Origin of the sequence: Parasedimentitalea marina, assembly GCF_004006175.1 — a bacterium.
GTDB classification, from domain to species: Bacteria; Pseudomonadota; Alphaproteobacteria; order Rhodobacterales; family Rhodobacteraceae; genus Parasedimentitalea; species Parasedimentitalea marina.
Genome location: NZ_CP033219.1, coordinates 1002592 through 1026458 on the forward strand (window position 1 = coordinate 1002592; position 23867 = coordinate 1026458).

General features: G+C 54.1%; 21 protein-coding genes, 1 tRNA gene and 1 pseudogene. 13 read left to right on the top strand and 10 right to left on the bottom strand.

The window, feature by feature from the left end:
* Positions 1-10: 10 nt before the first annotated feature.
* A complete protein-coding gene (locus tag EBB79_RS04885; protein ID WP_127747858.1) occupies positions 11-913 on the bottom strand; it encodes an SPOR domain-containing protein in 903 nt (300 codons plus the stop codon).
* Positions 914-1125: 212 nt separating this feature from the next.
* On the opposite strand from EBB79_RS04885, the gene EBB79_RS04890 reads away from it, so the two are divergent.
* Positions 1126-1215: transfer RNA gene (locus tag EBB79_RS04890), tRNA-Ser, on the top strand.
* Positions 1216-1295: 80 nt separating this feature from the next.
* Here EBB79_RS04890 and EBB79_RS04895 read toward each other — a convergent pair.
* Complete coding sequence (locus EBB79_RS04895; RefSeq protein ID WP_338045800.1) at positions 1296-1802, bottom strand: tyrosine-type recombinase/integrase; 507 nt, start codon at positions 1800-1802, stop codon at positions 1296-1298.
* Between the two features lie 245 nt (positions 1803-2047).
* Between EBB79_RS04895 and EBB79_RS04900 the strand changes: the two are divergent.
* Together EBB79_RS04900 and EBB79_RS04905 are read left to right on the top strand one after the other, a co-directional pair.
* Positions 2048-2398: pseudogene (locus tag EBB79_RS04900) on the top strand (helix-turn-helix domain-containing protein); the annotation flags it as partial.
* 91 nt (positions 2399-2489) lie between these two features.
* Positions 2490-2729 (top strand): LysR substrate-binding domain-containing protein, encoded by a 240-nt coding sequence (locus EBB79_RS04905; protein WP_238704999.1) that lies wholly within the window; start codon positions 2490-2492, stop codon positions 2727-2729.
* Between the two features lie 269 nt (positions 2730-2998).
* On the opposite strand, the gene EBB79_RS04910 is transcribed toward EBB79_RS04905, so the two are convergent.
* Entirely contained in the window at positions 2999-3412 is a 414-nt protein-coding gene (locus EBB79_RS04910) for an ester cyclase (protein ID WP_127747859.1), read from the bottom strand.
* A gap of 178 nt (positions 3413-3590) precedes the next feature.
* The gene (locus tag EBB79_RS04915) at positions 3591-4667 is read right to left on the bottom strand and encodes a DUF2652 domain-containing protein (RefSeq protein ID WP_127747860.1); all 1077 of its coding nucleotides are present in this window, start codon (positions 4665-4667) and stop codon (positions 3591-3593) included.
* Between the two features lie 268 nt (positions 4668-4935).
* Here EBB79_RS04915 and EBB79_RS04920 point away from each other — a divergent pair, with 268 nt between their 5' ends.
* Together EBB79_RS04920 and EBB79_RS04925 are read left to right on the top strand one after the other, a co-directional pair.
* Positions 4936-7143 carry a vWA domain-containing protein gene (locus EBB79_RS04920; protein WP_127747861.1) on the top strand — a complete coding sequence of 736 codons (2208 nt, stop codon included), beginning with the start codon at positions 4936-4938 and terminating at the stop codon, positions 7141-7143.
* A 722-nt stretch (positions 7144-7865) separates the two neighbouring features.
* Positions 7866-8570, top strand: a complete 705-nt coding sequence (locus EBB79_RS04925) for a copper homeostasis protein CutC (RefSeq protein WP_238705000.1) — start codon at positions 7866-7868, stop codon at positions 8568-8570.
* Between the two features lie 81 nt (positions 8571-8651).
* Here EBB79_RS04925 and EBB79_RS04930 read toward each other — a convergent pair whose 3' ends face one another.
* Positions 8652-9344, bottom strand: coding sequence for a GntR family transcriptional regulator (locus tag EBB79_RS04930; RefSeq protein WP_127747862.1), 693 nt, complete (start codon positions 9342-9344; stop codon positions 8652-8654).
* Positions 9345-9357: 13 nt separating this feature from the next.
* Positions 9358-12258, bottom strand: a complete 2901-nt coding sequence (locus EBB79_RS04935) for an FAD-binding and (Fe-S)-binding domain-containing protein (protein WP_127747863.1) — start codon at positions 12256-12258, stop codon at positions 9358-9360.
* Between the two features lie 145 nt (positions 12259-12403).
* On the opposite strand from EBB79_RS04935, the gene EBB79_RS04940 reads away from it, so the two are divergent.
* The gene (locus EBB79_RS04940; RefSeq protein WP_127747864.1) at positions 12404-13561 is read left to right on the top strand and encodes a pyridoxal-phosphate-dependent aminotransferase family protein; all 1158 of its coding nucleotides are present in this window, start codon (positions 12404-12406) and stop codon (positions 13559-13561) included.
* A gap of 449 nt (positions 13562-14010) precedes the next feature.
* Here EBB79_RS04940 and EBB79_RS04945 read toward each other — a convergent pair whose 3' ends face one another.
* The gene (locus EBB79_RS04945) at positions 14011-14697 is read right to left on the bottom strand and encodes a FadR/GntR family transcriptional regulator (protein WP_127747865.1); all 687 of its coding nucleotides are present in this window, start codon (positions 14695-14697) and stop codon (positions 14011-14013) included.
* Positions 14698-14906: 209 nt separating this feature from the next.
* Here EBB79_RS04945 and EBB79_RS04950 point away from each other — a divergent pair, with 209 nt between their 5' ends.
* The 7 genes from EBB79_RS04950 to EBB79_RS04980 all read left to right on the top strand — a co-directional run bounded on the left by EBB79_RS04950 (position 14907) and on the right by EBB79_RS04980 (position 21396).
* Positions 14907-15863 carry a fumarylacetoacetate hydrolase family protein gene (locus tag EBB79_RS04950; RefSeq protein WP_238705001.1) on the top strand — a complete coding sequence of 319 codons (957 nt, stop codon included), beginning with the start codon at positions 14907-14909 and terminating at the stop codon, positions 15861-15863.
* A 64-nt stretch (positions 15864-15927) separates the two neighbouring features.
* Positions 15928-16932, top strand: coding sequence for an ABC transporter substrate-binding protein (locus tag EBB79_RS04955; protein ID WP_127747867.1), 1005 nt, complete (start codon positions 15928-15930; stop codon positions 16930-16932).
* Positions 16933-17029: 97 nt separating this feature from the next.
* Positions 17030-17851, top strand: a complete 822-nt coding sequence (locus EBB79_RS04960; protein ID WP_127747868.1) for an ABC transporter permease — start codon at positions 17030-17032, stop codon at positions 17849-17851.
* Complete coding sequence (locus EBB79_RS04965; protein WP_127747869.1) at positions 17852-18652, top strand: ABC transporter ATP-binding protein; 801 nt, start codon at positions 17852-17854, stop codon at positions 18650-18652.
* Positions 18653-18662: 10 nt separating this feature from the next.
* Positions 18663-19418 carry an ABC transporter permease gene (locus EBB79_RS04970; RefSeq protein WP_127747870.1) on the top strand — a complete coding sequence of 252 codons (756 nt, stop codon included), beginning with the start codon at positions 18663-18665 and terminating at the stop codon, positions 19416-19418.
* 29 nt (positions 19419-19447) lie between these two features.
* Positions 19448-20512: an Ldh family oxidoreductase gene (locus EBB79_RS04975; protein WP_127747871.1), complete on the top strand. Its 1065-nt coding sequence runs from the start codon at positions 19448-19450 to the stop codon at positions 20510-20512.
* A 314-nt stretch (positions 20513-20826) separates the two neighbouring features.
* Positions 20827-21396 carry a thermonuclease family protein gene (locus EBB79_RS04980; protein ID WP_127747872.1) on the top strand — a complete coding sequence of 190 codons (570 nt, stop codon included), beginning with the start codon at positions 20827-20829 and terminating at the stop codon, positions 21394-21396.
* Positions 21397-21771: 375 nt separating this feature from the next.
* On the opposite strand, the gene EBB79_RS04985 is transcribed toward EBB79_RS04980, so the two are convergent.
* From EBB79_RS04985 to EBB79_RS04995, 3 genes are all read right to left on the bottom strand, one after another.
* Positions 21772-21978, bottom strand: coding sequence for a cold-shock protein (locus tag EBB79_RS04985; RefSeq protein ID WP_127747873.1), 207 nt, complete (start codon positions 21976-21978; stop codon positions 21772-21774).
* A gap of 673 nt (positions 21979-22651) precedes the next feature.
* Entirely contained in the window at positions 22652-23500 is an 849-nt protein-coding gene (locus tag EBB79_RS04990) for an alpha/beta fold hydrolase (protein WP_127747874.1), read from the bottom strand.
* Positions 23497-23799 carry a hypothetical protein gene (locus tag EBB79_RS04995; protein ID WP_127747875.1) on the bottom strand — a complete coding sequence of 101 codons (303 nt, stop codon included), beginning with the start codon at positions 23797-23799 and terminating at the stop codon, positions 23497-23499. The genes EBB79_RS04990 and EBB79_RS04995 overlap by 4 nt, the downstream gene beginning before the upstream one ends.
* Positions 23800-23867 lie beyond the last annotated feature (68 nt).

The window sequence follows — 23867 nt, forward strand, 5'->3', positions numbered from 1 at the left end:
CCTCAGAGGCTTAATTGGTGACCGCATAGGCATCCGAGAAGCCGGCCGCCTTGACCTTTTTCAACAAAGAAGAGCGCTCGGATTTGCTTTGTGCCGGGCCGACAACCACGCGCCAGAAAGGTTTCCCATTCGAGGACTGGGCCAGCACGGTTGGTATCATGCCCGCATTGCGCATTTGCCCGGCGGTGCCGTTGGCATTCGCTTCGACGCTGAAAATGCCGATCTGAATAAAGGGTTTCTCAAGCGACGAGATGCTGGCTGCAGCCTGTGGGGCCGGGGCTGTCGGGGCAGGGGGCGTGGCAGATTCGATGGCGGCAGCGGCACCTGCGATAGGGTCGAGCGTTGTTTGGGAAATGTCTGCGTCACCGTCAGGTACCGGCTCCAGAGTGGCGATTTCAACCTCGGCGGCCTCTTCGATAGCCGGCGTTTCGTCTACTGTTTCCCGGCGCAGGGCTGTCACGTTCAACTCAACCGGTGCTCCGGCCAACATGCCCAGTGCAATCGCTGCATCTGACGAGGCCTGCAGCTTTGGACCGGGGATTTCACGTTCCCGGCGGAACAGGGCACCGATAACAAATTTGCCATTGGCATTGTTGCGAATGATGACACGTTCAGGATCTTTGGCATCAGGGTGAGCGACCCAAACACCACCAAGTGAGGGCCGTCCATCCCAGAGGCCGGCCTCGGTGACCTGAAATACATCCGGTGCTTCGACATCGCGTTCGACCAGCCTAGTGCTGTTGCTGGCAACAGGGCCATTTTGACTACCACCACCGCCATAACCTGTTGCTTCTTCGGAAATTGCAGGGAAAAAGGAAGCAGCGCCTTCTTCGCAAGCACTTAACAACACAAGACAAATTGCCGAAGCTGCCAAGCGTGCGGTGCGAGTATTCATCCCCATGGCGTCGCGCATGTTTTATTCCTTGCCTGTCATTTGGACGTCGTTGCGTCGCGTGTCGGTTGCCCCGGTTCGCTTCCTATTCGCGACACCATAGCGCGTGGTGGTTATCATGGAAAGTCCGTCACTTAGGCTTGGGCAATAAATCCCCATTTGCGGCTTTATCGCGAAGGTGTCAGATTTGCTCTTGCCAGTGTCGCGCGCAGGGCCTAAACCCCGACCCGACCGGGGAGGTGGCAGAGTGGTCGAATGCGGCGGTCTTGAAAACCGTTGAACGTGAGAGCGTTCCCAGGGTTCGAATCCCTGTCTCCCCGCCACAAAATCAATTACTTAGCCTGAAGTTGATGCCGCCTCTCAAAAGGTGGGGTTTTGGTGTTTCCCTAAAAGCTTCCCACGTTCACGGTCTGTTTTTGTTCTGCTCGCGAAGGGTTTGAGCCTGTTTGGCAAGGCGTTTCTGACTCGCCCCTTTAGAGTACTTCTGAATCATCGACAGGCTTTTGTGACCAATGATCGCTGCAATCTGCTGGTCAGTGCAACCTGCCTCGGCTAATTCGCTGGCGGCGCTGTATCGTAACCCATGCAGGATAAACTCTGTAAGGCCGGTGGCTTTTCGAACTGCCATAACCTTCTTTTGAATCTGGTCGTAATTCAGTTTTCTGCCAAATTCATCATTCAAGATGTGGCTAAGGCTGGTGCGCTTTGTGGTTTCTTGCGCAGCTTTCAGTGCGCTTGTGAAGGGGATCCAAAGGCGTGCCTTGGTCTTCCCTTGTGTAACCCAGACCCCGTCGCTTTCAATATGCGCCCACTCCATCCTTGTAAGATCAGAGGCGCCTTGCCCGGTACCCAGCGCAAGTTCAAAAATCAGTAATTCTGTTCCTTGGGCCTCTTTGCGATACGAGGCAATTGCCCATTCAGGCCAGGGCTAGTGGCCGTTGCCTGTTATTATTTTTTGCGATGCCTTTGGCCGGATTATCGCGTTGCCAATCGAGGTCGATGGCCTGTTCAAACAGAATTGAAAGCATGTGAGGGATATAATTCGCAAGGCGAGCCCGGTGCCGGTTTGCCATTTGCACCTCAATCACCGTTGACCTGCACGACGTTGTCGGATCTTTCGTGCCAACAACGTCGTGCAGGTATTCCAATGTCTGACGTCAAACCTTGGCCAAACTCGGCATCCTTCGCACCATATTCCATCGCTGGCACGACCGATACCTTCAGCGCGGCGCGGCTGGGTTAGAAGATCAATCCCCGAAGCCTCGTCATGTATGGAACCGCATCTCTGACGAAGTGCGGCGTAAGGTCGTGAAACTGGCATTGAAGGCAACAAAGCTATTACCACGAGAACTGGCAGTGACGTTCACGGATACAGAAAGTTACTTTGTATCAGAGGTTTTGGTCTATCGCGTGTTGAAGGCGGATGACCTGATCACCAGCCCGGCCTTCATCGTGATCAAGGCGGCCAGCGAGTTCAAAGACAAGACCACGGCCGTCAACCCGCTCCTCCTTTCGGGCATGCAGTCATGTCCTGCCGGGTAAAGGGACACAATCTCGTACCTTGGGTATTCAAAGGCGATGACGGTCCTTTTCCGTGATGCCCAATCCTCGTATGGTCGCCAATGACGTCACTACGATCCTAGAACATGCCAAAGCGAGCCTGGGATTAGCCTATATCTTTGCGCATTCGGCAAAAAGTTCTTTGGTGGAAGGCGAACTGGTTCAGGTTCTTGAAGGCCAAACAGCCGTCTTACCTGGGTTTTCCCTGAACTTCCTCAGCAAACGCAAAATGCCGACGAGAGTTAGAGCCTTCGTCGACTTTGCCAAACGGCAATAATAATCGACAGTCCTGACGTCAGAGCCGATCTGGTCAGAAATCAGAATTGCAATTTCCTCAGAAGGAAACGTCGGCTTTACCGATGCCGCAATGCAATTGCGTCAGAGCAACCAGGCCTCAGATCTTGATTTGGCCATTGACGGTCAAAATACAAACCCCTCTCCGCAGGCTTCAAACGTAGGAAATCGACAAACAAAATTCTAAACATGCCACCGGCATACTTACTCCGCCCGCGTCCTTTGGATCGACCACCCACCCGGGTGCTTAAACTACGCCCAGCCGAGTTGTTTAAGGGAGTGGCCGTCATTCCAGATCTTGGTCATATGTTTGATTTTATCGCCGTCAAAGTCCATTACGTAGACATAGTCGGCAGAGACGGACATTCCAGTTGGCGCACCGGTCCCAGCATCAACAGTATGCGTTCCGTGGAACACTGCTGCAGCCGTCACATTGCCCCGTTCATCATCTACGGCAAAGGACTTCAACTCGTAGTGCCCATCCGGAATGGGAGAAAGCAGACCTTTCATCCAATCGGTATAATCCGCGAGTGTTGAAACCTCCGCAAGGGCATCTGCCTGTGCTGAGAACGTCGCTTGGGAGTGGCACCATTGCTGGCAGGTGTCCCACCCTTTTCCTGTTTCACAGGCATCAAAGAAACGCTGGGCGGTTTGCTTAATTGTCATGGAGGCCTCCGGTTTGATAGCACAGCCAGTGAACGGCTTGATCGACCAAAGATAGCTCACTTGCAGCGGATCGCCACACCAACTGATTTCAAACCACCCCTGAACATATTGTCCCGATGCCCAGCATACGGCGCAACCTTAATAAGCATCTTTCAAACCCAGTTTTTCGGATCAATGCCTATTCCATCTTGCTTAGCAGCTCTTCCATCTCGTCAAAGCAAATTGGCCAGAACTCAGAAAGAAAACCAACGGCCTCCTGTTCCGAAATTTCAGAGCGATTTCCCTCAGCGTCGTGAGCCTGGCCAATGGTATAGCGAAAGTCGGTTCCCGTACTGGTTGGTTTCAGCTGGTACGTCTCAGGCATACTGATGCCCTCTCGTCCAGGATCATGGATGCGGGTGGAAAAATACTCAAAAGGCTCCCAGTCAGTGACCCAATAGCGAAAGTCAGCAGCTTGGTGGGCACAGTGATACCCCGAACCAGTCCCTATACGCCCCTTGGGACGCTCAACCGTCACTGAAATCATACCATCCATCCAGCGTTGTTTGAGTTCCGGAGCGGTTAGGGCGTCCCATATCGCAACAATCGGCAGATCAAAGTGGCGGTGGTAGGTCCAGACGCCATCCTTTTCTTTCAAGAAAAAATGTTCACACCCGGCGCGAAAACTCTCCCAAGCTTTGGCCAGATCATAGACCTGCATCGAAACCTCGCCGAAATACTCGAAAGGTTGGGAATAGGGCACCAGCGCAGCCTTGATACCCATAGCGTTCACCGCAGCGTCACTGAACAGGGCGTAACTGCGGATACCTGTGACTGCGCCCACATCGGTTTTTGTCATCCGATGAACCAGTATCACGTCCGCACCCGAGATGTCCTTCATTGGGCCAACTTGCATCTCGTCGAATTCCCCGTGGTGGGCAATGATCTTCAGGTCCAATCCCGTCACATTGGCGCAGGCCTGGCAGGGGCAGGTGGTGTTGGCGATGATGTTTTGCCGACGGGTCGCAAAGGCATTGTAGAGGTTCTCACAGGTGGCCAGAAAGGTTTCGCCGGTGGGAAACCCCTGCTGGGTCGAATAAGCCAGTACTGCGTCGCCTTCCATTTTCCAGAATTGCAGCGGTTCGCCGACCTGCTCGACCATTGCGCTCAGCAGTGATTGCAGGATTGGATTGGCATGCTCAAGTTCGGAAGATGTCAGGAACTGGGTGTAACCGGAGATATCTGCGATCAATAAATAGCCGTTGTGAGTGGTCATCGGACAGCCTCCTCAGCCGTTTCATGGGTTGCAGTTATTACCTGAGGAATTGAACTGGATTGAATTAAGGGAAAGGCCATCTATTTGGTTGCAGATCAGGGCACGTGTCGCCGTTCTTCACCAATTGGCGCCCGATTTCTAGTTCGGGACATGGCGGATGGTTGTGCTTTGCCAATTGATGACGGCCACAGTGTGAGAGCGCAAATACACAAAGCCAGCGAGTTCCAACTGCGATCACCCCGTCTTGCTATGCAAAAGGACTGAGGACATGATCAGATCAATTCTTGCCGCCTGCACAGCTTGTTTCTTCATTCTGTCATCCGCAAGCATCGCTCAGGAGCAGTCACGGGCCATACTTGTGTTGGATGGCTCAGGCTCGATGTGGGGACAGATCGACGGCAGGGCCAAGATCTCTATCGCGCAGGACGTAGTAGGAGAATTGCTCAAGTCTTTGCCCGAAACCCAGGAACTGGGACTGACGGTTTACGGTCATCGTCGTAAGGGGGATTGCAGTGACATTGAGACGATCATCATCCCAGAGGTCGGTCGGCACGGGGCGATTGTCGAAGCGGTAAACTCGATCAAGCCCAAAGGGAAAACGCCGATGACGGACGCGGTCATCGCCGCAGCCGAAGCTCTGCGTTATACCGAGGAAAAGGCCTCCGTCATCCTGGTCTCTGATGGGATTGAGACCTGCAATCCAGACCCCTGCGCAGCCGCGCGCGCGTTGGAAGAGACAGGCGTTGATTTCACTGCACATGTTGTCGGGTTCAACATCGAAGACCCAGAAGCAATTGCGCAAATGCGCTGTTTGGCCGAAGAAACGGGTGGTACATTCCGAACCGCGGATACCGCTGCAGAGTTGAGTAACGCACTGGCAGTAATCGCAACGCCAGTGCCTGCGCCAGAACCGGAACCCGATCCGGTCAGCCTGCGTGCACATGCCATCGATGGCCGCAATGGCCCGCGTATCACCGAGGGCTTGATCTGGAACCTGACATCACCGGACGGGGCAATTCTGGAAAATCAGGCTGTTGCGGACATCAGGACCGAACTGGACCGCGGTGAATACGTGATCTCGGTTCTCAGGATTGCCGATGAAACCTTTGCGGAACGTCGGTTTGGCATTGGGTCGGTGGACAAGCAAATCGTACTGGAGTTGCCAGAGTTTCGTCCTCCGGCCACAATCGAAGGGCCTGCAACCGCGGTTGCCGGTTCCACGATACAAGTGCGCTGGTCTGGACCAGACCAAAAGGGTGATCTGATTTCCGTCGCTGACCCGGAAGCCTCATCCCCTTGGATCAATTACACCTATACAAAACACGGTCCTCTTCTGGATTTGGTGATGCCTTCGGAGGAAGGTGCATACGAGCTACGATATGTATCAAGTGATCATCGCAAGGTGCTGGCCACTCAGGCAATCACAGTCACCCCGGTTGAGGCCTCGATTACACCGTCTGACACCCTGCCTGCCGGTGCCACTGTACTGATCGATTGGATTGGGCCGGATTATCAAAGTGATGTGATTGCCGTCACCGAACCGGGTAAAGATCAACTGATCAACTACGTCTATACCAAACACGGGTCACCTGCAGAACTTATGCTGCCACCAGATCCCGGCGCCTACGACATCGTCTATCGAATGAGCCAGAAAAACCGGATGCTGGCCCGTGTGCCAGTGACGGTTACTGGCTTGCAGTACTCAGTGAGCGGACCCGCGTCTGCACCAGCCGGCAGTGACGTGCAGATCGATTGGGCCGGCCCGGACTATCGGAGTGACATCATAGCAGTGGCCGAAATCGGCGCCGGTGATCGGAAATACCTTTCCTATACCTATACCAAACAGGGTTCACCTCTCGATCTGACTCTGCCGTTGGAGCCTGGGCGGTATGAAATCCGTTATATTCTCGGCCAAGATAGTGTTGTGCAGGCGGTAACTGAAATCGAAGTGACTGAAATCAGCGCCAGCCTGACAGCCCCACAGTCAGCACCTGCTGGCAGCACCATACAAATTGACTGGCTAGGCCCGGACTACAGAGGGGACATTATTGTTGTCAGCAGACCCGATGATGAAGATCGAAGCTACCTGAACTACAGTTACACCAAAGAAGGCACACCGCTCGACCTCACTCTTCCAGCCTTACCGGGTGATTACGTTGTGAAGTATTTGGCCGGGGCTGAACGTAAGGTACTTGCCATATCCAACATCACTGTCACCGAGGTATCAGCCTCGTTATCCGCCCCCGCCACCACGCCCGCAGGTGGCAAAATTGAGGTGACCTGGGATGGCCCCGACTATCGAGGCGATATCATCGCCATCGGTGTGCCGGGAGAAAACTATCTGACTTACTCCTACACACGAAATGGCTCTCCGCTGACCGTCACTGCGCCGGGCCAACCGGGGAATTATGAAATCCGATATCTTATGAACACTGATAGAAGGGTTCTGACTATGATTCCGCTCACTGTTCAATAGTTTCAAGGGAGTAAGCGATAATTGAAGCCTCCGCTTCCATCAAGTTGGCGAGTTCGCGGCTTCAGTTTTCAACGGTGGCTATTTCGTTGCTGAGCAGGGTACCCAACGCAAGGCGAAGGTCGGAAAAGGGCTGTTCTTATCCCACTTGGCCCAGGGTGTTCCCGACTTTGCATCGGACGCTTCCTGTGCAGTGCTGACGTTGATGATGATCGCAGCGGAGGTCGGCTTTCCGGTTTTTTGAAGAATTCGAGTATGGCGCAGCATTAGCCACAAATCGGCTTGGGACTGAACTAACGCAACCGTGGTAGGTGAGAGAGAAATTTCCAGTAAAGGAGAGCTCTGGGAACGTTTCGCAGGGTTTGAATCCCTGTCTCTCCGCCACAAAATCAATTGCTTAGCTAGAAGTTGAAGCCGCCTTAGGGTGATCCGTTCCCCAAAATTCTCATGTATGACTGGTTGGCTTTCTGTTTGCAGAGGGTTTGCTGCAGCTCCGGTCAGATCATTTATTCCGCTGTATCGCAGCCGGGGTGGCGCATCTTAATTGCGGTGGCCGCCCTTGGTGATGTGAATGAAGCATTGAAATCTTTGGGAGTTGCCCGTGCCGCAGAAGTGGATTCTAAGCATCCAATGTGAAAGGCCGGTATCCAAGTTGTTTCAAGTCTGGCACTGATACTCATTATTGGCGGACCGGTGAATTCGGGCGCGTAGCAAGGGAAAGCACTGTGCTGGAAGTATGCGTTGAAACGATCGATGGTGTGATTGCCGCGATGAAGGGTGGGGCAGGGCGCGTGGAGCTGTGTTCGTCGTTGTCCGAAGGTGGGCTGACGCCGTCGGCAGGCTTGATGCACGCCGCTGCGGCTTTGCCCATAGACTGCTACGCAATGATCCGCCCGCGCAGTGGCCTGTTTGAGTTTTCAACGGCAGAGGCAAATATCATGATTGCCGATATTGCGACTGCACAAAAGGCTGGACTGGCGGGCGTGGTGTTGGGGGCTCAGGATGCTGAAGGTTGGTTGAACATACCCTTGCTGAAGCAAATGATGGATGCTGCAGAGGGCTTGGGAACAACCCTGCATCGGGTGATAGATGTGGTGCCTGATCCCTTGATGGCTCTTAACCAGGCTATGGATTTGGGGTTTGACCGGGTGCTCACCTCTGGCGCGGAACCTTTTGCACAAGACGGCGCGAAACTGATTGGACAGATGGTTAAACAGGCTGCGGGTCGGATCGTGATTATGCCCGGATGTGGGTTAACGGCGGCCAATGTCGCAGATGTTATGGCCGCCACAGGAGTTCAGGAGGTTCATGCCTCTTGTAATGTTCGGGTGCTTGGAGGCGTGGCGTTTTCTGATTTTGACCCGCCGAATGGACGGTTTGAGACGTCACAACAGAAAGTGCGTGCGATGGTCGATCAGATCCTTGGGTGAAGGTGACGTAGGCAGTCGCTTCTGGATGCTCTAGAGGCATCCCTGTCCCCGTTTCTGGCAGGCTTTATCTGCAACGGTACATTACTGACGGTCTGTTGAACTATCTTGCGCCCTTAGCCACTGCACGACAGAGGTTTTCTTTGCCTCGATATGGTCGAGCAAAGTCTTTCCCAATTGTTTGCCGTCTCTAGCAACCAAGTATTTCAGTATCATTTTGTGCTCCTGCACCGCGTCAAACCATCGCCCGTCAGACATATTGGCCAAATAGCGGGCTTTTTGCATCCGCAAAGACAGCGCCTGGCAAGAGGTTGTCAGCGTGTCATTGCGGGCAGCCAGCAGGATTGCCCTATGGATTTTCTGGTTGGTACTGAAGTAGGCGTCTAGATCCCGGTTCTCGTAACTTTGCATCAGTTGGTCATGCAGGGCGCTGACGATTGCGATTTCTTCGTCGGTGATACTTTTACAGGCGAGTTCGCCAGACAGGGCTTCGAGGGCGCCAAGAACCGGAAAGACTTCTTCGACTTCGCCGATGGTCACACGCGTGACCCAGGCCCCCCGGTTGGGCTCTAATCGGATCAGCCCGTCTGAGGCCAGAACCTTTAGCGCCTCCCGCATTGGGGTCCGCGACACGCCAAAGCGCGCGCAGAGCTCCTTTTCCGGCACCTTACTCCCCGGTACAAGTTCGCCACCGATAATTAGTGGTTGAAGGCGATCTACCAATTCCAAATGCAAAGATTTGCGGGTGATCGTTTCTTTTGCGGTTTCTTGGCTCATAAAATGTCTCGCATCAGTGGTCCAGGGCCATTTCCAGAAGTCGCGCGACATGAATGGGTCTGCGTTGGGTCACATCCGCAACCTGATGGCGGCATGACGTCCCATCTGCGACGATCAGCGTCTCTTTGTCCGCGTTCCTGACTGCAGGGGCAAGATCAACTTCGGCCATCTTGCGTGAAATCTCGTTGGTCTCCACCGCGTAACCGAATGACCCTGCCATTCCACAGCAGCTGGTCTCGATGATTCCAACCTCGGTGTCGGGCAGACGCGCCAGGGTTTTTTCAATGCTCGGCATCACCCCCATTGCCTTTTGGTGGCAATGTCCGTGCAGTAAGATACGGGGTGCCGGGGATTTAAGGTTCAGCTTGAAATCGCGGTTATCGTCTTGATCGGCGATGTATTCTTCCAGCATACGGGCCTGCTTGGCCAGTAACTCGGTGTCCTTGCCCGGCAGCAGGCCGGGAATTTCGTCGCGCAGGGTCAGCAGGCAACTGGGTTCCAGTCCAACGATCGGCTGACCTTTTTGAGCATAGGGCAGTAGGGCATCCACCAGCCGCAGCGCCTCGGCCTTGGCTTGGTCCACCAAACCGGCAGATAGGAAAGTACGTCCGCAACATAAGGGGCGTTCGCCTTTTGGCGCAGCTGCCACCTGAAACCGGACATTGGCTGCGGTCAGTACCTTGACCGTGGCGCGCAGGTTCTCGGGTTCAAAGTATCGGTTGAAACAATCTGCGAAAACAACGGCTTGCGGCTGGTCTTGCGGCGGAACTTCGTCGTCTTTAAACGCCTTCGCGCTCCAGCTCGGTAGGGCGCGGCTTGCGGTAAAGCCGGTGAGCTTTTCGGTTACTTTAGCCAGGCCTGGTACCGTGTTGCGCAGGTTTGCCAGATAGGACATCCGCGAGGCCCAGGGCGCGTAATGCGGCAAATAGGCGACCAGGCGGTCATGCAGGCTGATGCCGTGTTTTCTGGCCCGTGCCGCCGTCACCTCGGTTTTCATGCGGGCCATGTCGACCCCGGTTGGGCATTCGGACTTGCACCCTTTGCACGACACGCAGAGTTTCATTGTCTCAAGCATTTGGTCCGAGGTCAGCGCATCCGGCCCCAATTGCCCAGATATCGCCAGACGCAACGTATTCGCGCGGCCGCGGGTCACGTCCTGTTCTTTGCGGGTCACCCGGAACGAGGGGCACATGACACCGCCTTTCAGTTTGCGGCAGGCGCCATTGTTATTGCACATCTCGACGGCTCCCTGAAAGCCACCGCCGCTGCCTGTCCAGTCTGACCAATCGGCATCGGTGTGGAATTCAGGCGCTGCGTAGTCCGGCCCATAGCGAAACAGGCCACGATCATCCATTTTGGGCGCGTCGACGATTTTGCCGGGATTGAACAGCCCTTTAGGATCGAACCGCTTTTTCACCTCGGCAAAATTGGCCACCATCCGGGCTCCGAACATTTTTTCGTGGAATTCAGACCGGACAATCCCGTCGCCATGTTCGCCGGAATGTGATCCCTTGTATTTGGCGACAAGATCAAAACACTCTTCGGCGATTGCGCGCATGGTTTTGACGTCTTTATCCAGCTTCATGTTCAGAACCGGGCGCACGTGCAGGCAACCGACCGAGGCATGGGCGTACCAGGTGCCTTTGGTGCCGTATTTTTCGAAAATATCAGTCAGACCTGCTGTGTATTCCGCAAGATCGGGCAGCTCGACGGCGCAATCCTCGACAAAGGACACCGGTTTGCCGTCCTCCTTCATCGACATCATGATGTTCAAGCCAGAGCTGCGCAGGTCGGCAATGCGGGTCTGCATTTTGGGATCGGCGACCGGCACTACGCCGCCCCAGTTCTTGCCTGTTCCGGACCACGAGAAGCCCAAGTCGCCCATTAGTTCTTCAAGCTGTTTCAGTTTGGGCAGGTGCTGGTTGGGGTCTTCCTCGGCGAATTCCACCAGCAACAGGGCCTCGGGGGTGCCGGTGACGAAGTCTTCGATGGTCTGGCGAAATAAGGGGATGTCACGGGCTAGGGCGATCATTGTGGAATCTACCAGTTCAACCCCTTGCGGGTTCAGTTTCACAAGGTGTTGGGCGGCATCCATCGCTTGGTGGAAGGTTGGAAAATGGCAGACCCCCAGAATTTTCTCGGGGATCAGCGGCCAGAGTTTCAGCTCGATTGCAGTGGAATAGGCCAGCGTGCCTTCGGACCCGACCAGCAGATGGGCAAGGTTGTTGGGCGTGTCTTTGGGCGTCAGTGCGTCAATGTTATAACCGCCGACGCGCCGCATCACCTTGGGAAAGCGCGTATCAATCTCATCGGCCTCGCGCATACCCAGATGCAGCAGATCTTGGGTGAGTAAGGCAAAGTCGGATGAAGAGGGGGCGGCCCCGACAGGTCCAAAATGGTGTTGGCTGCCATCGGCCAGAATGGCGTCAATCGACAGAATATTGTCGCGCATCATGCCATACCGCAGGGATTTCCCACCGCAGGAATTGTTGCCCGCCATGCCGCCAATCGTGGCCCGTGAAGCGGTCGAGACGTCGACTGGAAACCATAAACCATGCGGCTTTAGCGCGCGGTTCAGCACGTCCAGAACGATACCGGGGCGCACGGTACATTTTTGATTTTCAACATCCAAGTCTAAGATATCATTGAAGTATTGGGTGTTATCCAGCACCAAGGCCTTGTTGACGGTTTGGCCGCTTTGCGATGTGCCGCCGCCGCGCGCCAGTATTGGCACACCCTGTTCGCCAGCAATATGAATGGCGGCACGAATGTCGTCCTCGGATTTCGGGGAAAGAACGCCCAGTGGCATCATCTGGTACAGCGACGCATCGGTCGCATAGCGGCCCCGCGAAAAGCTGTCGAATAGCAGATCACCCGCAACGCGTTTCTCAAGGACATCGGAGAGCTGAGACATTTTCGATCCAGTGCTGCAAAGGCGTCGTGCGAATTATCAGTTGACATAATTATGAATTCAAAATTACGTTAATTCAACCAGAAAGAGATTTTTGCCGACATCTGCGTCGGTTGTACCAAACATTATGGGACTGGATTTATTTGTCATGAGAAAAGCTGGGCGGCATTTTTTGCAGATACCGGGGCCCAGTGCGGTGCCAGACCGTATCCTGAGCGCGATTGGTCAGCAGACCATTGATCACCGCGGCCCGGATTTTGCCAAAGTCGGGCTGCGTGCGCTGGACGGTCTGAAGACGATCTTCAAGACCAGGGAGAATGTATTCATCTACCCGGCCTCGGGGACGGGCGCCTGGGAGGCGGCGCTGGTCAATACGCTGTCGCCTGGTGACCGGGTCCTGATGTTTGAAACCGGCCATTTTTCGACCCTGTGGAAAAAGCTGGCTGAAAAACTGGGGCTGCAGGCTGAATTTATTGAGAGTGATTGGCGCGGCGGTGCGAACCCCGACCAAATCGAGGCCTATCTGGCCGAGGATCATAGCCACCAGATCAAAGCAGTCTGTGTGGTGCATAATGAAACCTCGACCGGATCGGTGTCGCCAGTCGCCGCGGTGCGCAAGGCCATCGATGCTGCCAACCATCCGGCGCTGTTCATGGTGGACACGATTTCCGGCCTGGCATCGCTGGACTATCAACACGACGCCTGGGGCGTGGATGTGACGGTCTCGGGATCGCAAAAGGGGCTGATGCTGCCGCCCGGTCTGTCGTTCAACGCCGCAAGTGCCAAGGCGCTGGCGGCGAATAAGACGGCGATGCTGCAACGGTCCTATTGGGACTGGGCAGAAATGGTCGGGCCAAACAAGACTGGATATTTCCCCTACACGCCTGCCACCAACCTGCTGTACGGCCTGAACGAGGCGATTGATATGTTGCACGAAGAGGGCCTGGACAATGTGTTTGCCCGTCATGCACGCCACGGGGCAGCGGCCCGTGCGGCGGTGCGGACCTGGGGACTAGAGGTGCTCTGCGCCAATCAGGGGCAGGAAAGCGGTGTGTTGACGGCGGTGAAAATGCCAGAGGGTCACAGCGCTGATGGGTTTCGCGCCTCTACGCTAGAGCATTTTGATATCTCACTGGGCAATGGTCTGTCCAAAGTGGCGGATAAAGTGTTTCGCATCGGTCATTTGGGCGACTTCAATGATCTGATGCTGGTTGCCACACTGGCCGGCGTTGAGATGGGTCTGAGCAAAGCAGATGTTCCCCACGAAAAAGGCGGCGTCCAAGCTGCAATGCACCTGCTGACTTAAGACATAGAACGACAAATACCACCAAACCTTTGGGCGGAGAACGTCATGAAGGTCCTGACAAAACGTCTTGCTGCAACCTCCGACCGGTGAATATGTCCGCCAACCTAGAGGCAAGCCTGCAACAACTGATCGAAGAGGCGGGCGTGCTGCTGGCGGTTTTGATGCTGTTTACTACTTACCACTGAACGCCCGGTATCAGACCCTCAGACGCGGGCTGGTGACATGATAGTTGCGGCGGATCACCCAACCGCAGGCAAAATTGGGACGATAGGCGGCCCTGTCAAATTCAACCGCGCAGCGGTGGGGGTAGACCTCGCAGTCCCGTTGTTAGAGCAACATAACCGGGAGACTCTGAATGAGGCAGGACATGACCTCGCGCAGATTGCGGCCTTGAGTGTCGCGTAGGCTGTAACTGCAGCTTAGGCTGGACCGCGCTACCGTTATCCGCACTAGGTCTTTTCCATCGCTGCATAGGTTCTGGCACGTACAGTTCTTAAATGTTCGCTCATTTTCTGCGAAGCAGTTTCAGCATCACGTGACGCGATTGCGTCATAAATTGCATCGTGCTCTTCAAAGCTGGCGTGGTTTGCCGGTGGCAATTTGGTCGACCGAAGCTGCCCCCAAACCGTGGATCTGCGTACGATATTCAAGGTGTCGAACAGGCTGATCAGCAGTTTGTTGCAGGTCGCCTTGGCAATGGCCTGATGGAAGTTGTTGTCCCAGGATTCATACACCCGCCATTCGCCTGCCGATTTGCAGAGCTTTTTGCACCGTCTCATTTCGGCAAAATTGGACGAAGTGCCGTGAACGGCGGCCAGCTTGGCCAGTTGTGGCTCGATTGCCATGCGGGCCTCCATGACTTCGGTTGGGCGGGAGTGAGCATTCAGATATTCAATGTCCGTTAAATTCATTACCGGGCGCGGCCCGTAAAAGGTGCCCCGACCCACGTGTCGCCAAACTTGTCCTTCGGCCTCCAGTACCGCCATCGCCTTGCGCAGGCGGCCGCGTGTGAATCCAAGTTCCATGCAGAGTTGGCGCTCTGGTGGCAGCTTACCATTCAGCGCAATTTCCTGATCAATTAGGAAATTGCGTAATGTTTTCAGCGCAGCTGTTTCCGTGTCAGTTTGATTTGTCATTTTGAACCAATCTCTGCATTGGGTTAAATGTTTTCTGTATTTGAAGTAGAAATTCACATTATGCTCATTAAAGCAAGGGTTTCTGCCTGGTCTTTTAAATGACCGGAATGACCAATTTAAGATTGGCCAAAAAATTGCGACAGCATGGTGTGTCCCGGTTTCGTGGATATACGCCGACACGCCGATTTGAAGAATGGGGAGTCTGGGACTTGAAGATTGTCACTTATCTATCTGGTAAAGAGTTACGCGCAGGATTGCGCTGTGGTGGGGATCGCATTCTTGATATAGCCACTGTTTTTGGGCGAGCTCAGGACGCCGGACTTGTCGCTGCGTCTATGATGCCACCGACCAGCGTGCTGGATATTGTCTCTGGTGGTCCGACCATGAGCCAAGCCTGCAACGACGTGCTCAGCGCCGTTAAGGCGAATGATCTGGATTTTGTGGGGGTCAAGGCCGTTGATGCCACGCTTGTCGCGCCGATACCACGGCCCACTAAAAACGTCTTTTGCGTCGGCAGTAACTACCGTGCGCATGTTACCGAAGCGAGCAGGGCGCAGGAAAAACAGTACAAAGTGCCCAAACTTCCGGTGTTTTTCACCAAGCCACCGACGGCTGTGGTTGGACCAAATCAATCCGTTTTGATGGACCCTGCGGTGTCTGAAAAGATGGACTACGAGGTTGAGCTTGCGGTTATCATCGGGACCCCCGGTCGCAACATCAACGCAGCCAATGCCATCAACCACATTTTTGGATTTTCAATCGCCAATGATGTGACCGCACGGGATTTGCAGCGCGCGCACGGTGGCCAATATCTGAAGGGCAAGGGGCTGGACACGTCGTGCCCTTTTGGCCCGGAAATTGTGACACTTGATGAACTCGCAAACTTTGAGAACTTGCGAATTAGCCTCTCTGTCAACGGCGAGTTGCGGCAGGACGGCAATACCAAGGACATGATTTTCTCAATTCCACGGCTGATTGAATCCCTGTCATTGGGGCTGACGCTGGAGCCGGGTGACATCCTGATCACGGGTACACCGTCCGGTGTGGGATACGCGATGGAGCCACCGCAGTGGCTTCAGGACGGCGACGTCGTTACTTGCGAAATCGAAGGTATTGGGACGTTGACCAATACGATTCAGAACACCGGGTCTTCACAGTCTGCATAAGTAGGTCGGCTGAATTGGGCTCTAAGAATCCATTGTGGATAGACAGGGAACCAGGGAGGTAGAAATGTTAAAAAGATCAATTTTAAAAGGTGCCGGGGCAGCCGCAGTTCTTGCGGCCAGTTTTGCGCTTGCGGGCATTCCGGCTGCAGCGCAGGACAAAGGGACGATGCGGGTTGCGTTTGGTGACGTGCCCGGAGGCGAAATGGTCAACTTCATGATCGCCGTCGCGCGTGCCGCGGAACGTGGTGTAAAGGTTGAGACCAGTTACCTGCAGTCCGAAGATCTAGCCGCGCAGGCGATTGTGAGCGGTCAGGCCGACATTGGTGTGGGTACGCCTTATGCGCTTATCCAAAAAGTAAACGCACCCATTCGGATGTTCTATCAACTGTCAATGTTGCGGTTCAACCCGGTTGTGAATGGCGATAAATATCAGGCATGGACCGACCTTGATGGCGCGGATGTCGCTGTGCACGGTCGGGGGTCAGGCACCGAGGCAATCATGCAATTGATGGCCAAAGAGAATGGCGTCACCTACAATTCTGTCAGCTATGTGCCGGGCTCGGGTGTCCGTGCAGGAGCCTTGCTTCAGGGTCGCATTGACGTTTCCATCGTTGATTATGAACGTCGCCGCCTTCTGGAACGCGAAGCACCGGAAAAGTTCATCTTCTTGCCTCTGCCCGAAATCAAGGCAACCGATGAGGCGCTTTATGCCAACCGTGAATGGCTGGAAAGCGAGAGCGAAGCGGTGGCTATCTTGGTCGAAGAGTTGATCAAAACATGGCGCGAGATCAACGCCGACCCAGCAGCAATTGTTGCGCTGCGTGAAAAGTATAATGTCCTGCCAGATATCGAGCAGATCGAGGTGGACGAACTGGTTCCGGCATTCACCGATGGCGTGTCGATTGACCTGTTTCCCAACAATGGTGGCAGTGCTGAATCGGTTGTAGAAGATTTCACATTCTTCACAACATCCGGGACGCTGGAAGGCGATGCCGCCGATTTTAAGGTTGAGGACTACTGGTATCTCGCCCCGGTTGACGCTGCTGTCGACAAACTGGGTGCGCTGTAAAGCCGACTTACACACATTGATAAAGTGCCGCGCCCGTATCCGCATTGGATAACGGGCGCGGCAGGCGAGTACTTTAGCTATACTGAAAGCGAGAAATATGTCTGACGCTCCTTCTATTGCTACAACCCCGCCGATGCCGATGGCAGACCGGGAAACACTATTGGGCATACCGATAATGCGCGTTTACCAGGGGCTGTCGATTGTCCTCGTTTTCGTCGCATGGGAAATTGCCGGGCTTGTGCCGATCAGCATCGCCTTTCCAACATTCACCGGAACCATGCGGGCCTTGTTTGAAATGTTAGTGGATGGCCGGTTGTTCTACGCCTATGCAGAAACCTTGAAGCCGCTTGTCGTTGGCATCGTGATCTCTGGAACCTTCGGCGTGATCATCGGCATCGCGATGGGGTTGAATAAAACCGCACAATGGTTCTGGGAGCCAATATTCGTTGTCCTGCAGGCCTCGCCTGTTGCCGCGCTGATCCCCTTGATTACCTATGCATATGGCATTGGCCTGACCGCGAAAACAGTGGCTGTTATCATGCTGGCCGCGCCGATTATCGTGTTGAATACTTATAAGGCGGTCCGCCATGCCAGCCCCAGCCTGATAGAAATGTGCCGCTCGTTTCAGGGGACGCGGTTTCAGGAAATCTGGATGGTTATCGTGCCCAACGCTGCCCCAGTCATCTTTGCCGGATTGCGTCTTGGCGTGGCCGCCGGGTTTATCGGCGTCATACTTGCGGAATTGTTGATCACACCAACCGGTGTTGGCGACCTGATCTCATACAACAGATCCATTGCCGATTACGAGTACATGTATGCCGCCGTGTTCACCGTCATTCTGTTTTCCGCCATCTTGGTTGGATTTTTGGAAACGGTTGAAGTCAACTATTTCCGTCCAGAAAAGAAAAAGGGTCAATAAATGTCCGTTTCAGCTGCACTAGATAATTCACCCAAGGCCGCTACAGACGATATCGTCGAAGTGCGCAACATCACAAAATACTATAGCCCGGATGTTCATGCGCTTTCCAATGTAAACCTTTCCTTCCCAAGGGGGCAGATGACGACTCTGCTGGGGCCCAGTGGCTGTGGTAAGACCACCTTGCTGAAGATCATTGCCGGGCTGTTGGAGCCAACCGAAGGTGACGTGCTGGTCAATGGCAAGCAAGTGCATGGCACCGGGCCGGAACGTGCCTTTGTGTTTCAGGATTTCGCACTCCTCCCCTGGGCCACGGTCCTTCGGAACGTAGCCTTTGGTATGGAATTGACCAAGCAAGACAAACGCGAGCGCGAAGACCGGGCGCGCCATTACATCAACGAAGTGGGGCTGGCCGGGTTTGAGAATAAATATCCCCACGAACTGTCTGGCGGTATGCGTCAGCGGGTTGGGCTGGCCCGCGCCTTGGCGGTGAATTCAGATGTCTTACTGATGGATGAGCCGTTTTCGGCCGTGGATGAGCAAACCCGCCGCAAGTTCCAGGAAGATCTGCTTGCGCTGTTGGCGAATGAAAACAAGACGGTGATCTTCGTGACCCACTCAATTGAAGAGGCGGTCTATGTGTCTGACCAGATTGTAATGCTGTCGCCACGGCCCGGGCGCATACATTCGATCATCCGTCCAGAATTCAGTCGTGACGCCGATCCCGACGAAATACGCCGTGACAAGAATTACCTCGATACGGTCGAGGCAATTTGGGCCGATCTACGTAAGTACCTGGACTAGGAGAGAAGATATGGTTGTATTTGGAACGCGAATTCCACCAGTGTTTTCACTGCTCATCTGGATAGCTCTGTGGGAGATTGTAGGTCAGTTGGATCTGGCATTCATCCTGCCTCCGTTTTCGTCCGTCATGCAGGAACTGGTTCTGCTGATCCAGCGGAATGATTTTCAGGCCGCCGCCTGGCTGACCTTCCAGTCCTTTGTCATTGGCATGACGATTTCGATCGTTTTCGGGGTCTCCATTGGTTTCATTATGGGAACGTCCAAGATTGCCAATGGTGTTCTGGGCATGTGGGTTAACATCTTTGCCAGTGCGCCGCTCAGCTCGCTGGTGCCGATTTTAATGCTGCTGTTTGGTCTTGGGCAAACGACGATTGTGGTGACTGTTGTCTTGTTTTCCACATGGATCATTGCGCTGGATACCTACGCTGGCGTTAGACATATTTCCCCGTCATTGGTGGAAATGGGTCGATCATTTGGGGCCAGCCGGTTTCAGATGTTGACCAAGATTTTGTTCTGGGCTGCCTTGCCGGAAATCCTGGCCGGTGTGCGCATGGGGCTTATCCGTGCAGTGAAGGGGATCGTCATCGGCCAGCTGCTCGTCTCGGTTGTTGCATTGGGCCGTCTGTTTCGAACCTTCTCTGACAACTTCCAGTTCGAACAGTTCTGGGCGCTTACGGTAACGCTGTTTATCTTTGCACTGCTGTTTTCATCAGCAATCGGATGGCTAGAGCAGAGGGTTGAATACTATGCCAAGGCACGCATTTGACCAGGCGTGGGCTGGACGAGGAAGACAACATGACTCAATCGCCTAAAAGATATCCGGCATCCAATGTTGAGCATTTCCTGTCGAGCGCGTTCTCTTCCCTTGGTGTGCCTGCAAAGGACGCGGCGTCTGTAGCGCAGCTGATGGTCCAGGCGGACCTGATGGGCTACGACACCCACGGGTCCTTTCGATTGCGGCAATACGTCAATCGGTTGCGCGATGGTGGCAACAACCCAGTGGCATCGGTGCACACTGCCATCGACAGCGGCGCGACAGCCGTTGTCGATGGGGACAACGGGTTGGGTCATCTGGCAATGTCTTACGCAAGTGAACTGGCTGTGAAAAAGGCCAGGACGCATGGCATTGGCTGGATCGGTGTGCGTAATAGCAATCACGCTGGACCGGCCTCGCTTTATGTTAACAAGGTCGCGGAACATGACATGATTGGTCTGGTCGCCGCCGTCGGCAGTGCCAATCACGTGGCGCCTTTTGGTGGGCTTGATCTGATGCTGGGGACCAATCCGCTGGCTATTGCTATTCCTGCAGGGACATCTGCGCCTTTTGTTTTGGACATGGCGACAACAACCGCTGCCGCCGGCAAGATCAAGGTGCTGGCGCAGCGTGGCGAACAGATGCCCGAAGGCTGGATGGTGGATCGCGAGGGCAATCCACTGACTGATCCGACACGTCAAGACGAAGGTCTGTTGCTGCCGATAGGCGGCGCAAAGGGCTACGGTCTGGCCATGGCCATCGGCTTGATGGCGGGAACGCTGAATGGAGCTGCTTTTGGATCGGATGTGGTGAACTTTTCCAAAGAAACCACAACACCCACCAATACTGGACAGTTCGTGGCTGCGATCTCGATCGAAGCTTTTGGTGATCTGCAGACATTCAAGAACACTGCGGACCAAATTTTTACGGCTTTTCAGGGCTCAACACCATTTCCTGGCCATAGTCCCATAAGAATACCGGGCCAGGGCCGCGGCGATGAGCAACAAGATCGGCAAGACAATGGCATTCCGCTGCATCCAAATCTCGTTAAAACGCTGGCGGACATAGCGATAGAATTGAATATCCCAGACCTGAGCGACGCTTAACGCATTGTGCCGATTTGGAAAAAAACGACGGTTTATTTACCTGCCTCTCAGGTTGATATTCGTATCGACCCGCTACGACTTTTAATAGTCGTTCTACCGGCTTGAAGACAGATATTGATCCTGCGTGTCCCAAGTGAAAACCGGAAGGGTAGGGTTGGCTGCAGGCCCTTTTCATCCCATCAGATTCTCAAAGGAACCTCAGCTCGGCGCATCGATCCACAAAGAATTGCGTTGAGTTAACAGAATTTTTGCCTCTTTGGTTGCATTCTTTGGCTAGACCAAAATCCAATCCAATAATTTGAGCGTTCACCACAATGATTATAAAGCGAACCTTAGCCGCCGCTACACTTGTGACATTGGCCAATACCGTTTCATCTGCGGAACTTCCGTCAGGTGATCCCATTTCGGCGAGGATTTTCCTGGAACTGCACAGTATACAAAAACTTTCTGCCGACATTCGCCCCCTTGTCTCGGCGCCGGGTGAGGCGTTTCGTGTTATTGATGGCGACTTTCTGGCGTTGGGGAACCTTAGAATCCGGTTGGTTGGTATTGACGCACCGGACTCTGCACAACGGTGTAACACTCCAGACGGTTCCTCTTGGGATTGTTCGGCCCAATCAAGTGATCGGGCACGGGATGTCATTCACATGGCCGAACGTGTTGAATGCTTCACGAGTGAAAACGGAAATCATGGGCTCTACGTTGCCTCCTGCCAGGCGGACGGATCCGACGTTGGTGCGCTGTTGGTCGGTGAAGGGTTAGCATGGCCAGAACAGGACGAAGGCTACTATCTTGCGGAATCTAACGTCGCTCAGACCGAGGGTCTTGGTATTTGGCAGGCATACACGCAGCCACCTTGGGAGTGGCGCATCGAACAAAACTGACAAAGTTGAGAGCAATTTGAAAGCGCCCCCATGGGCTGCTTGGTAAAATCAGGCGTTTAAATATGGGGGGTCTCGTCCTGGATGTGAGTGCTCAAATAGCATCTAGGCGTTCGGCTAATAGTGACCTTGAACGCTAAAGAAATCAAAGATCAAATCCAGAGGCACGTCGCACTTCATGGGCTGATCTTCGGTAGCTTTTCTATGTAGCAGCGATATTCGCCTGAGCGGCCACCAGGCTGGCGTTGTTTGATGGTCCAAACGGGCCCATCGCGACAGATGGTAAACCAATATCTAAGGTGCCGAATTGCGGAACCGAAACGCAAAACGCGGCCCACATCAAGGGGCCGCGTTTCAATAACTGTATTTCGAAAAGGCTTACGCCAGTGCGAGGTTCACAGCGGACTCACGACCGTCACGGCCGGGCTCGATGTCAAAAGTCACTTTCTGGTTGTCGGCCAGGCCGGTCAGGCCGGAACGCTCAACAGCGGAAATGTGAACGAATACATCGTTGCTGCCGCCGTCTGGTGCGATAAAGCCGAAGCCTTTAGTTGAGTTGAACCATTTTACGGTGCCATTAGCCATATCCGTAATCTCCTATTAGTTGCTGCCCGCGTTGGTGCGGCAGCCCGGCATGTCAGGTCTGGATCGAAAGACTGAACGCCGTAGAACGGGAGACAGTAGGCCGAAAAAGAAAAACGTAAGCCCTCTCCATGTGCGGGATTGTTGCGCTTCGATCAAGAGTTAAATTCACGATAGGCGTAGATTGGCCGAACTCCATGATATCCGGTTGGTGCCTCAGTCGCGGAATTCAACCACCAAGTAAGCGTGAGGCTTGCAGGTTTGGATAGCTCTGAGATGACGGTAATTCATTGAATTAAACCATTAAAGTTGATTTTTCCGAGCTGGTTTCTGGGCCTGGGCGGATCGAAGATACGGTCATTCCGGGCCCAGATAGCCTTCGTCGTATAGGGGGTGAAACAGCAAAGCTAGATTGGAAATAGAGCGATTTTTGTGGGCCATTTAGAAAGTTTGGGGCTCCAGAAACGCAGTGCTTTTTGAGTTAGTCAGTCGATTTACCCCTCCTATTTACCTGATTCGCATTCCGAGATTACGCAAACTGCAGGACTCTGGCGTTTGTATTCAAATGACCTGTTTTTATTGGATACTTGGCGAAAATGGGCATCGATTGGTGCGCAAAGTCGGGAACCGTCCATATTGCCCAAGGGCTGTCCGTTCGGACCTGCCATTTTAAGGCCTAACTCTGGAGAGAGGTTAGGATTTGTCGGACACACTGGATATCTTCGGGCCTAGATAATGTCGGAGCATGCCCGCACCCCCTAATTTGCGTAACACTGGGCTTGGGTCCTTCTTGCTGCATTCTGGCAAGGGTGTTGGGGGTCAGGATGTCAGAATGAATGCCGCGGATCACATGGGTCGGTCGTTCTATCGTGGCATAGTCCGTCCAGCTAGATACGACTCCTGCGGTCGGCGAAAATTGCTGGATGATGTTGGGATCATAGTGAAGCGTGATTTTTCCGTGGTACGTGCGTCGCACCGAGGTTCGCACCATACGACGCCAGAATATCGGGTTGGCGGGGCCAAAAGGGGCATAAGCGCTGCGCAGCCATGCCTCGGCGTCGCCCATGGTTTCGAACACTGGCTGTTCCGAAACATATTGCACGATCCGGTCAGTTGCTGATTTTGGGACCTCGGGCCCGATGTCATTGACGACCAGGCAGGACAGGCGGCTGGCATGTTGTCCGGCGGCCAGGCTCATGCCGATCATGCCTCCCATCGATGTTCCGATCCAGGCGGCCATGTCCATATTATAGTGATCCAGCAACGCGACCGCGAGATTAGAGTAAAAATCAATCGTGTAGTCTGCTTCTGGTGTGCTTGACCAACTGGACAGGCCCCGGCCGATTGTATCGGGGCAAATCACAAAGTAGCTGTCAGACAATGCGGCGGCCAATTCATCAAAGTCCCGACCTGTCCGTGCCAGCCCATGCCACATTATCAGGGCTGGATTGAAACGAGAGCCCCATTCTGAAACATGCAATTCATGACCAAGGGCCTGAATGAAAGAGAACCGTGGACCATTCATCTGTTTTCGCGGCCATTGAATGAGGCACGGCTTGCCCGGGAATAGGTCTGTTCAAACGCCGCCACAGAGATGTAGCCACCGTTCTGGACCGCGCCCGCCGGGGCTCTTACCGCATAGCGACCTGAGAGCGAAAACGTATCATTTTGCGCGTTGTATCGCATGCAGCGGTTGTCCCAGCAATTTAGGTTGTTCTGGAGTTTGATTTCTGTCTCGCCGCTTGCGGATGTCCGTGTGGCGGCAATCGGGACATCGCAGGCTACCATGACCAGCAGGGCCGGGAAAATAAGATGTGCTTTCATGACGACCTCCGAAGAATACCGTTCTTTCTATGAAACTGGGTAGGCCCATTTGAAAGGCAAACCCGGGT

Bases quoted from the DNA above. Each gene is read 5' to 3' on its own strand.
- EBB79_RS04885 (WP_127747858.1), bottom strand. From the start codon at position 913: ATGCGCGACGCCATGGGGATGAATACTCGCACCGCACGCTTGGCAGCT.
- EBB79_RS04905 (WP_238704999.1), top strand. From the start codon at position 2,490: ATGCCCAATCCTCGTATGGTCGCCAATGACGTCACTACGATCCTAGAA.
- EBB79_RS04910 (WP_127747859.1), bottom strand. From the start codon at position 3,412: ATGACAATTAAGCAAACCGCCCAGCGTTTCTTTGATGCCTGTGAAACA.
- EBB79_RS04915 (WP_127747860.1), bottom strand. From the start codon at position 4,667: ATGACCACTCACAACGGCTATTTATTGATCGCAGATATCTCCGGTTAC.
- EBB79_RS04920 (WP_127747861.1), top strand. From the start codon at position 4,936: ATGATCAGATCAATTCTTGCCGCCTGCACAGCTTGTTTCTTCATTCTG.
- EBB79_RS04930 (WP_127747862.1), bottom strand. From the start codon at position 9,344: ATGAGCCAAGAAACCGCAAAAGAAACGATCACCCGCAAATCTTTGCAT.
- EBB79_RS04935 (WP_127747863.1), bottom strand. From the start codon at position 12,258: ATGTCTCAGCTCTCCGATGTCCTTGAGAAACGCGTTGCGGGTGATCTG.
- EBB79_RS04940 (WP_127747864.1), top strand. From the start codon at position 12,404: ATGAGAAAAGCTGGGCGGCATTTTTTGCAGATACCGGGGCCCAGTGCG.
- EBB79_RS04945 (WP_127747865.1), bottom strand. From the start codon at position 14,697: ATGACAAATCAAACTGACACGGAAACAGCTGCGCTGAAAACATTACGC.
- EBB79_RS04955 (WP_127747867.1), top strand. From the start codon at position 15,928: ATGTTAAAAAGATCAATTTTAAAAGGTGCCGGGGCAGCCGCAGTTCTT.
- EBB79_RS04960 (WP_127747868.1), top strand. From the start codon at position 17,030: ATGTCTGACGCTCCTTCTATTGCTACAACCCCGCCGATGCCGATGGCA.
- EBB79_RS04965 (WP_127747869.1), top strand. From the start codon at position 17,852: ATGTCCGTTTCAGCTGCACTAGATAATTCACCCAAGGCCGCTACAGAC.
- EBB79_RS04970 (WP_127747870.1), top strand. From the start codon at position 18,663: ATGGTTGTATTTGGAACGCGAATTCCACCAGTGTTTTCACTGCTCATC.
- EBB79_RS04975 (WP_127747871.1), top strand. From the start codon at position 19,448: ATGACTCAATCGCCTAAAAGATATCCGGCATCCAATGTTGAGCATTTC.
- EBB79_RS04980 (WP_127747872.1), top strand. From the start codon at position 20,827: ATGATTATAAAGCGAACCTTAGCCGCCGCTACACTTGTGACATTGGCC.
- EBB79_RS04985 (WP_127747873.1), bottom strand. From the start codon at position 21,978: ATGGCTAATGGCACCGTAAAATGGTTCAACTCAACTAAAGGCTTCGGC.
- EBB79_RS04990 (WP_127747874.1), bottom strand. From the start codon at position 23,500: ATGAATGGTCCACGGTTCTCTTTCATTCAGGCCCTTGGTCATGAATTG.
- EBB79_RS04995 (WP_127747875.1), bottom strand. From the start codon at position 23,799: ATGAAAGCACATCTTATTTTCCCGGCCCTGCTGGTCATGGTAGCCTGC.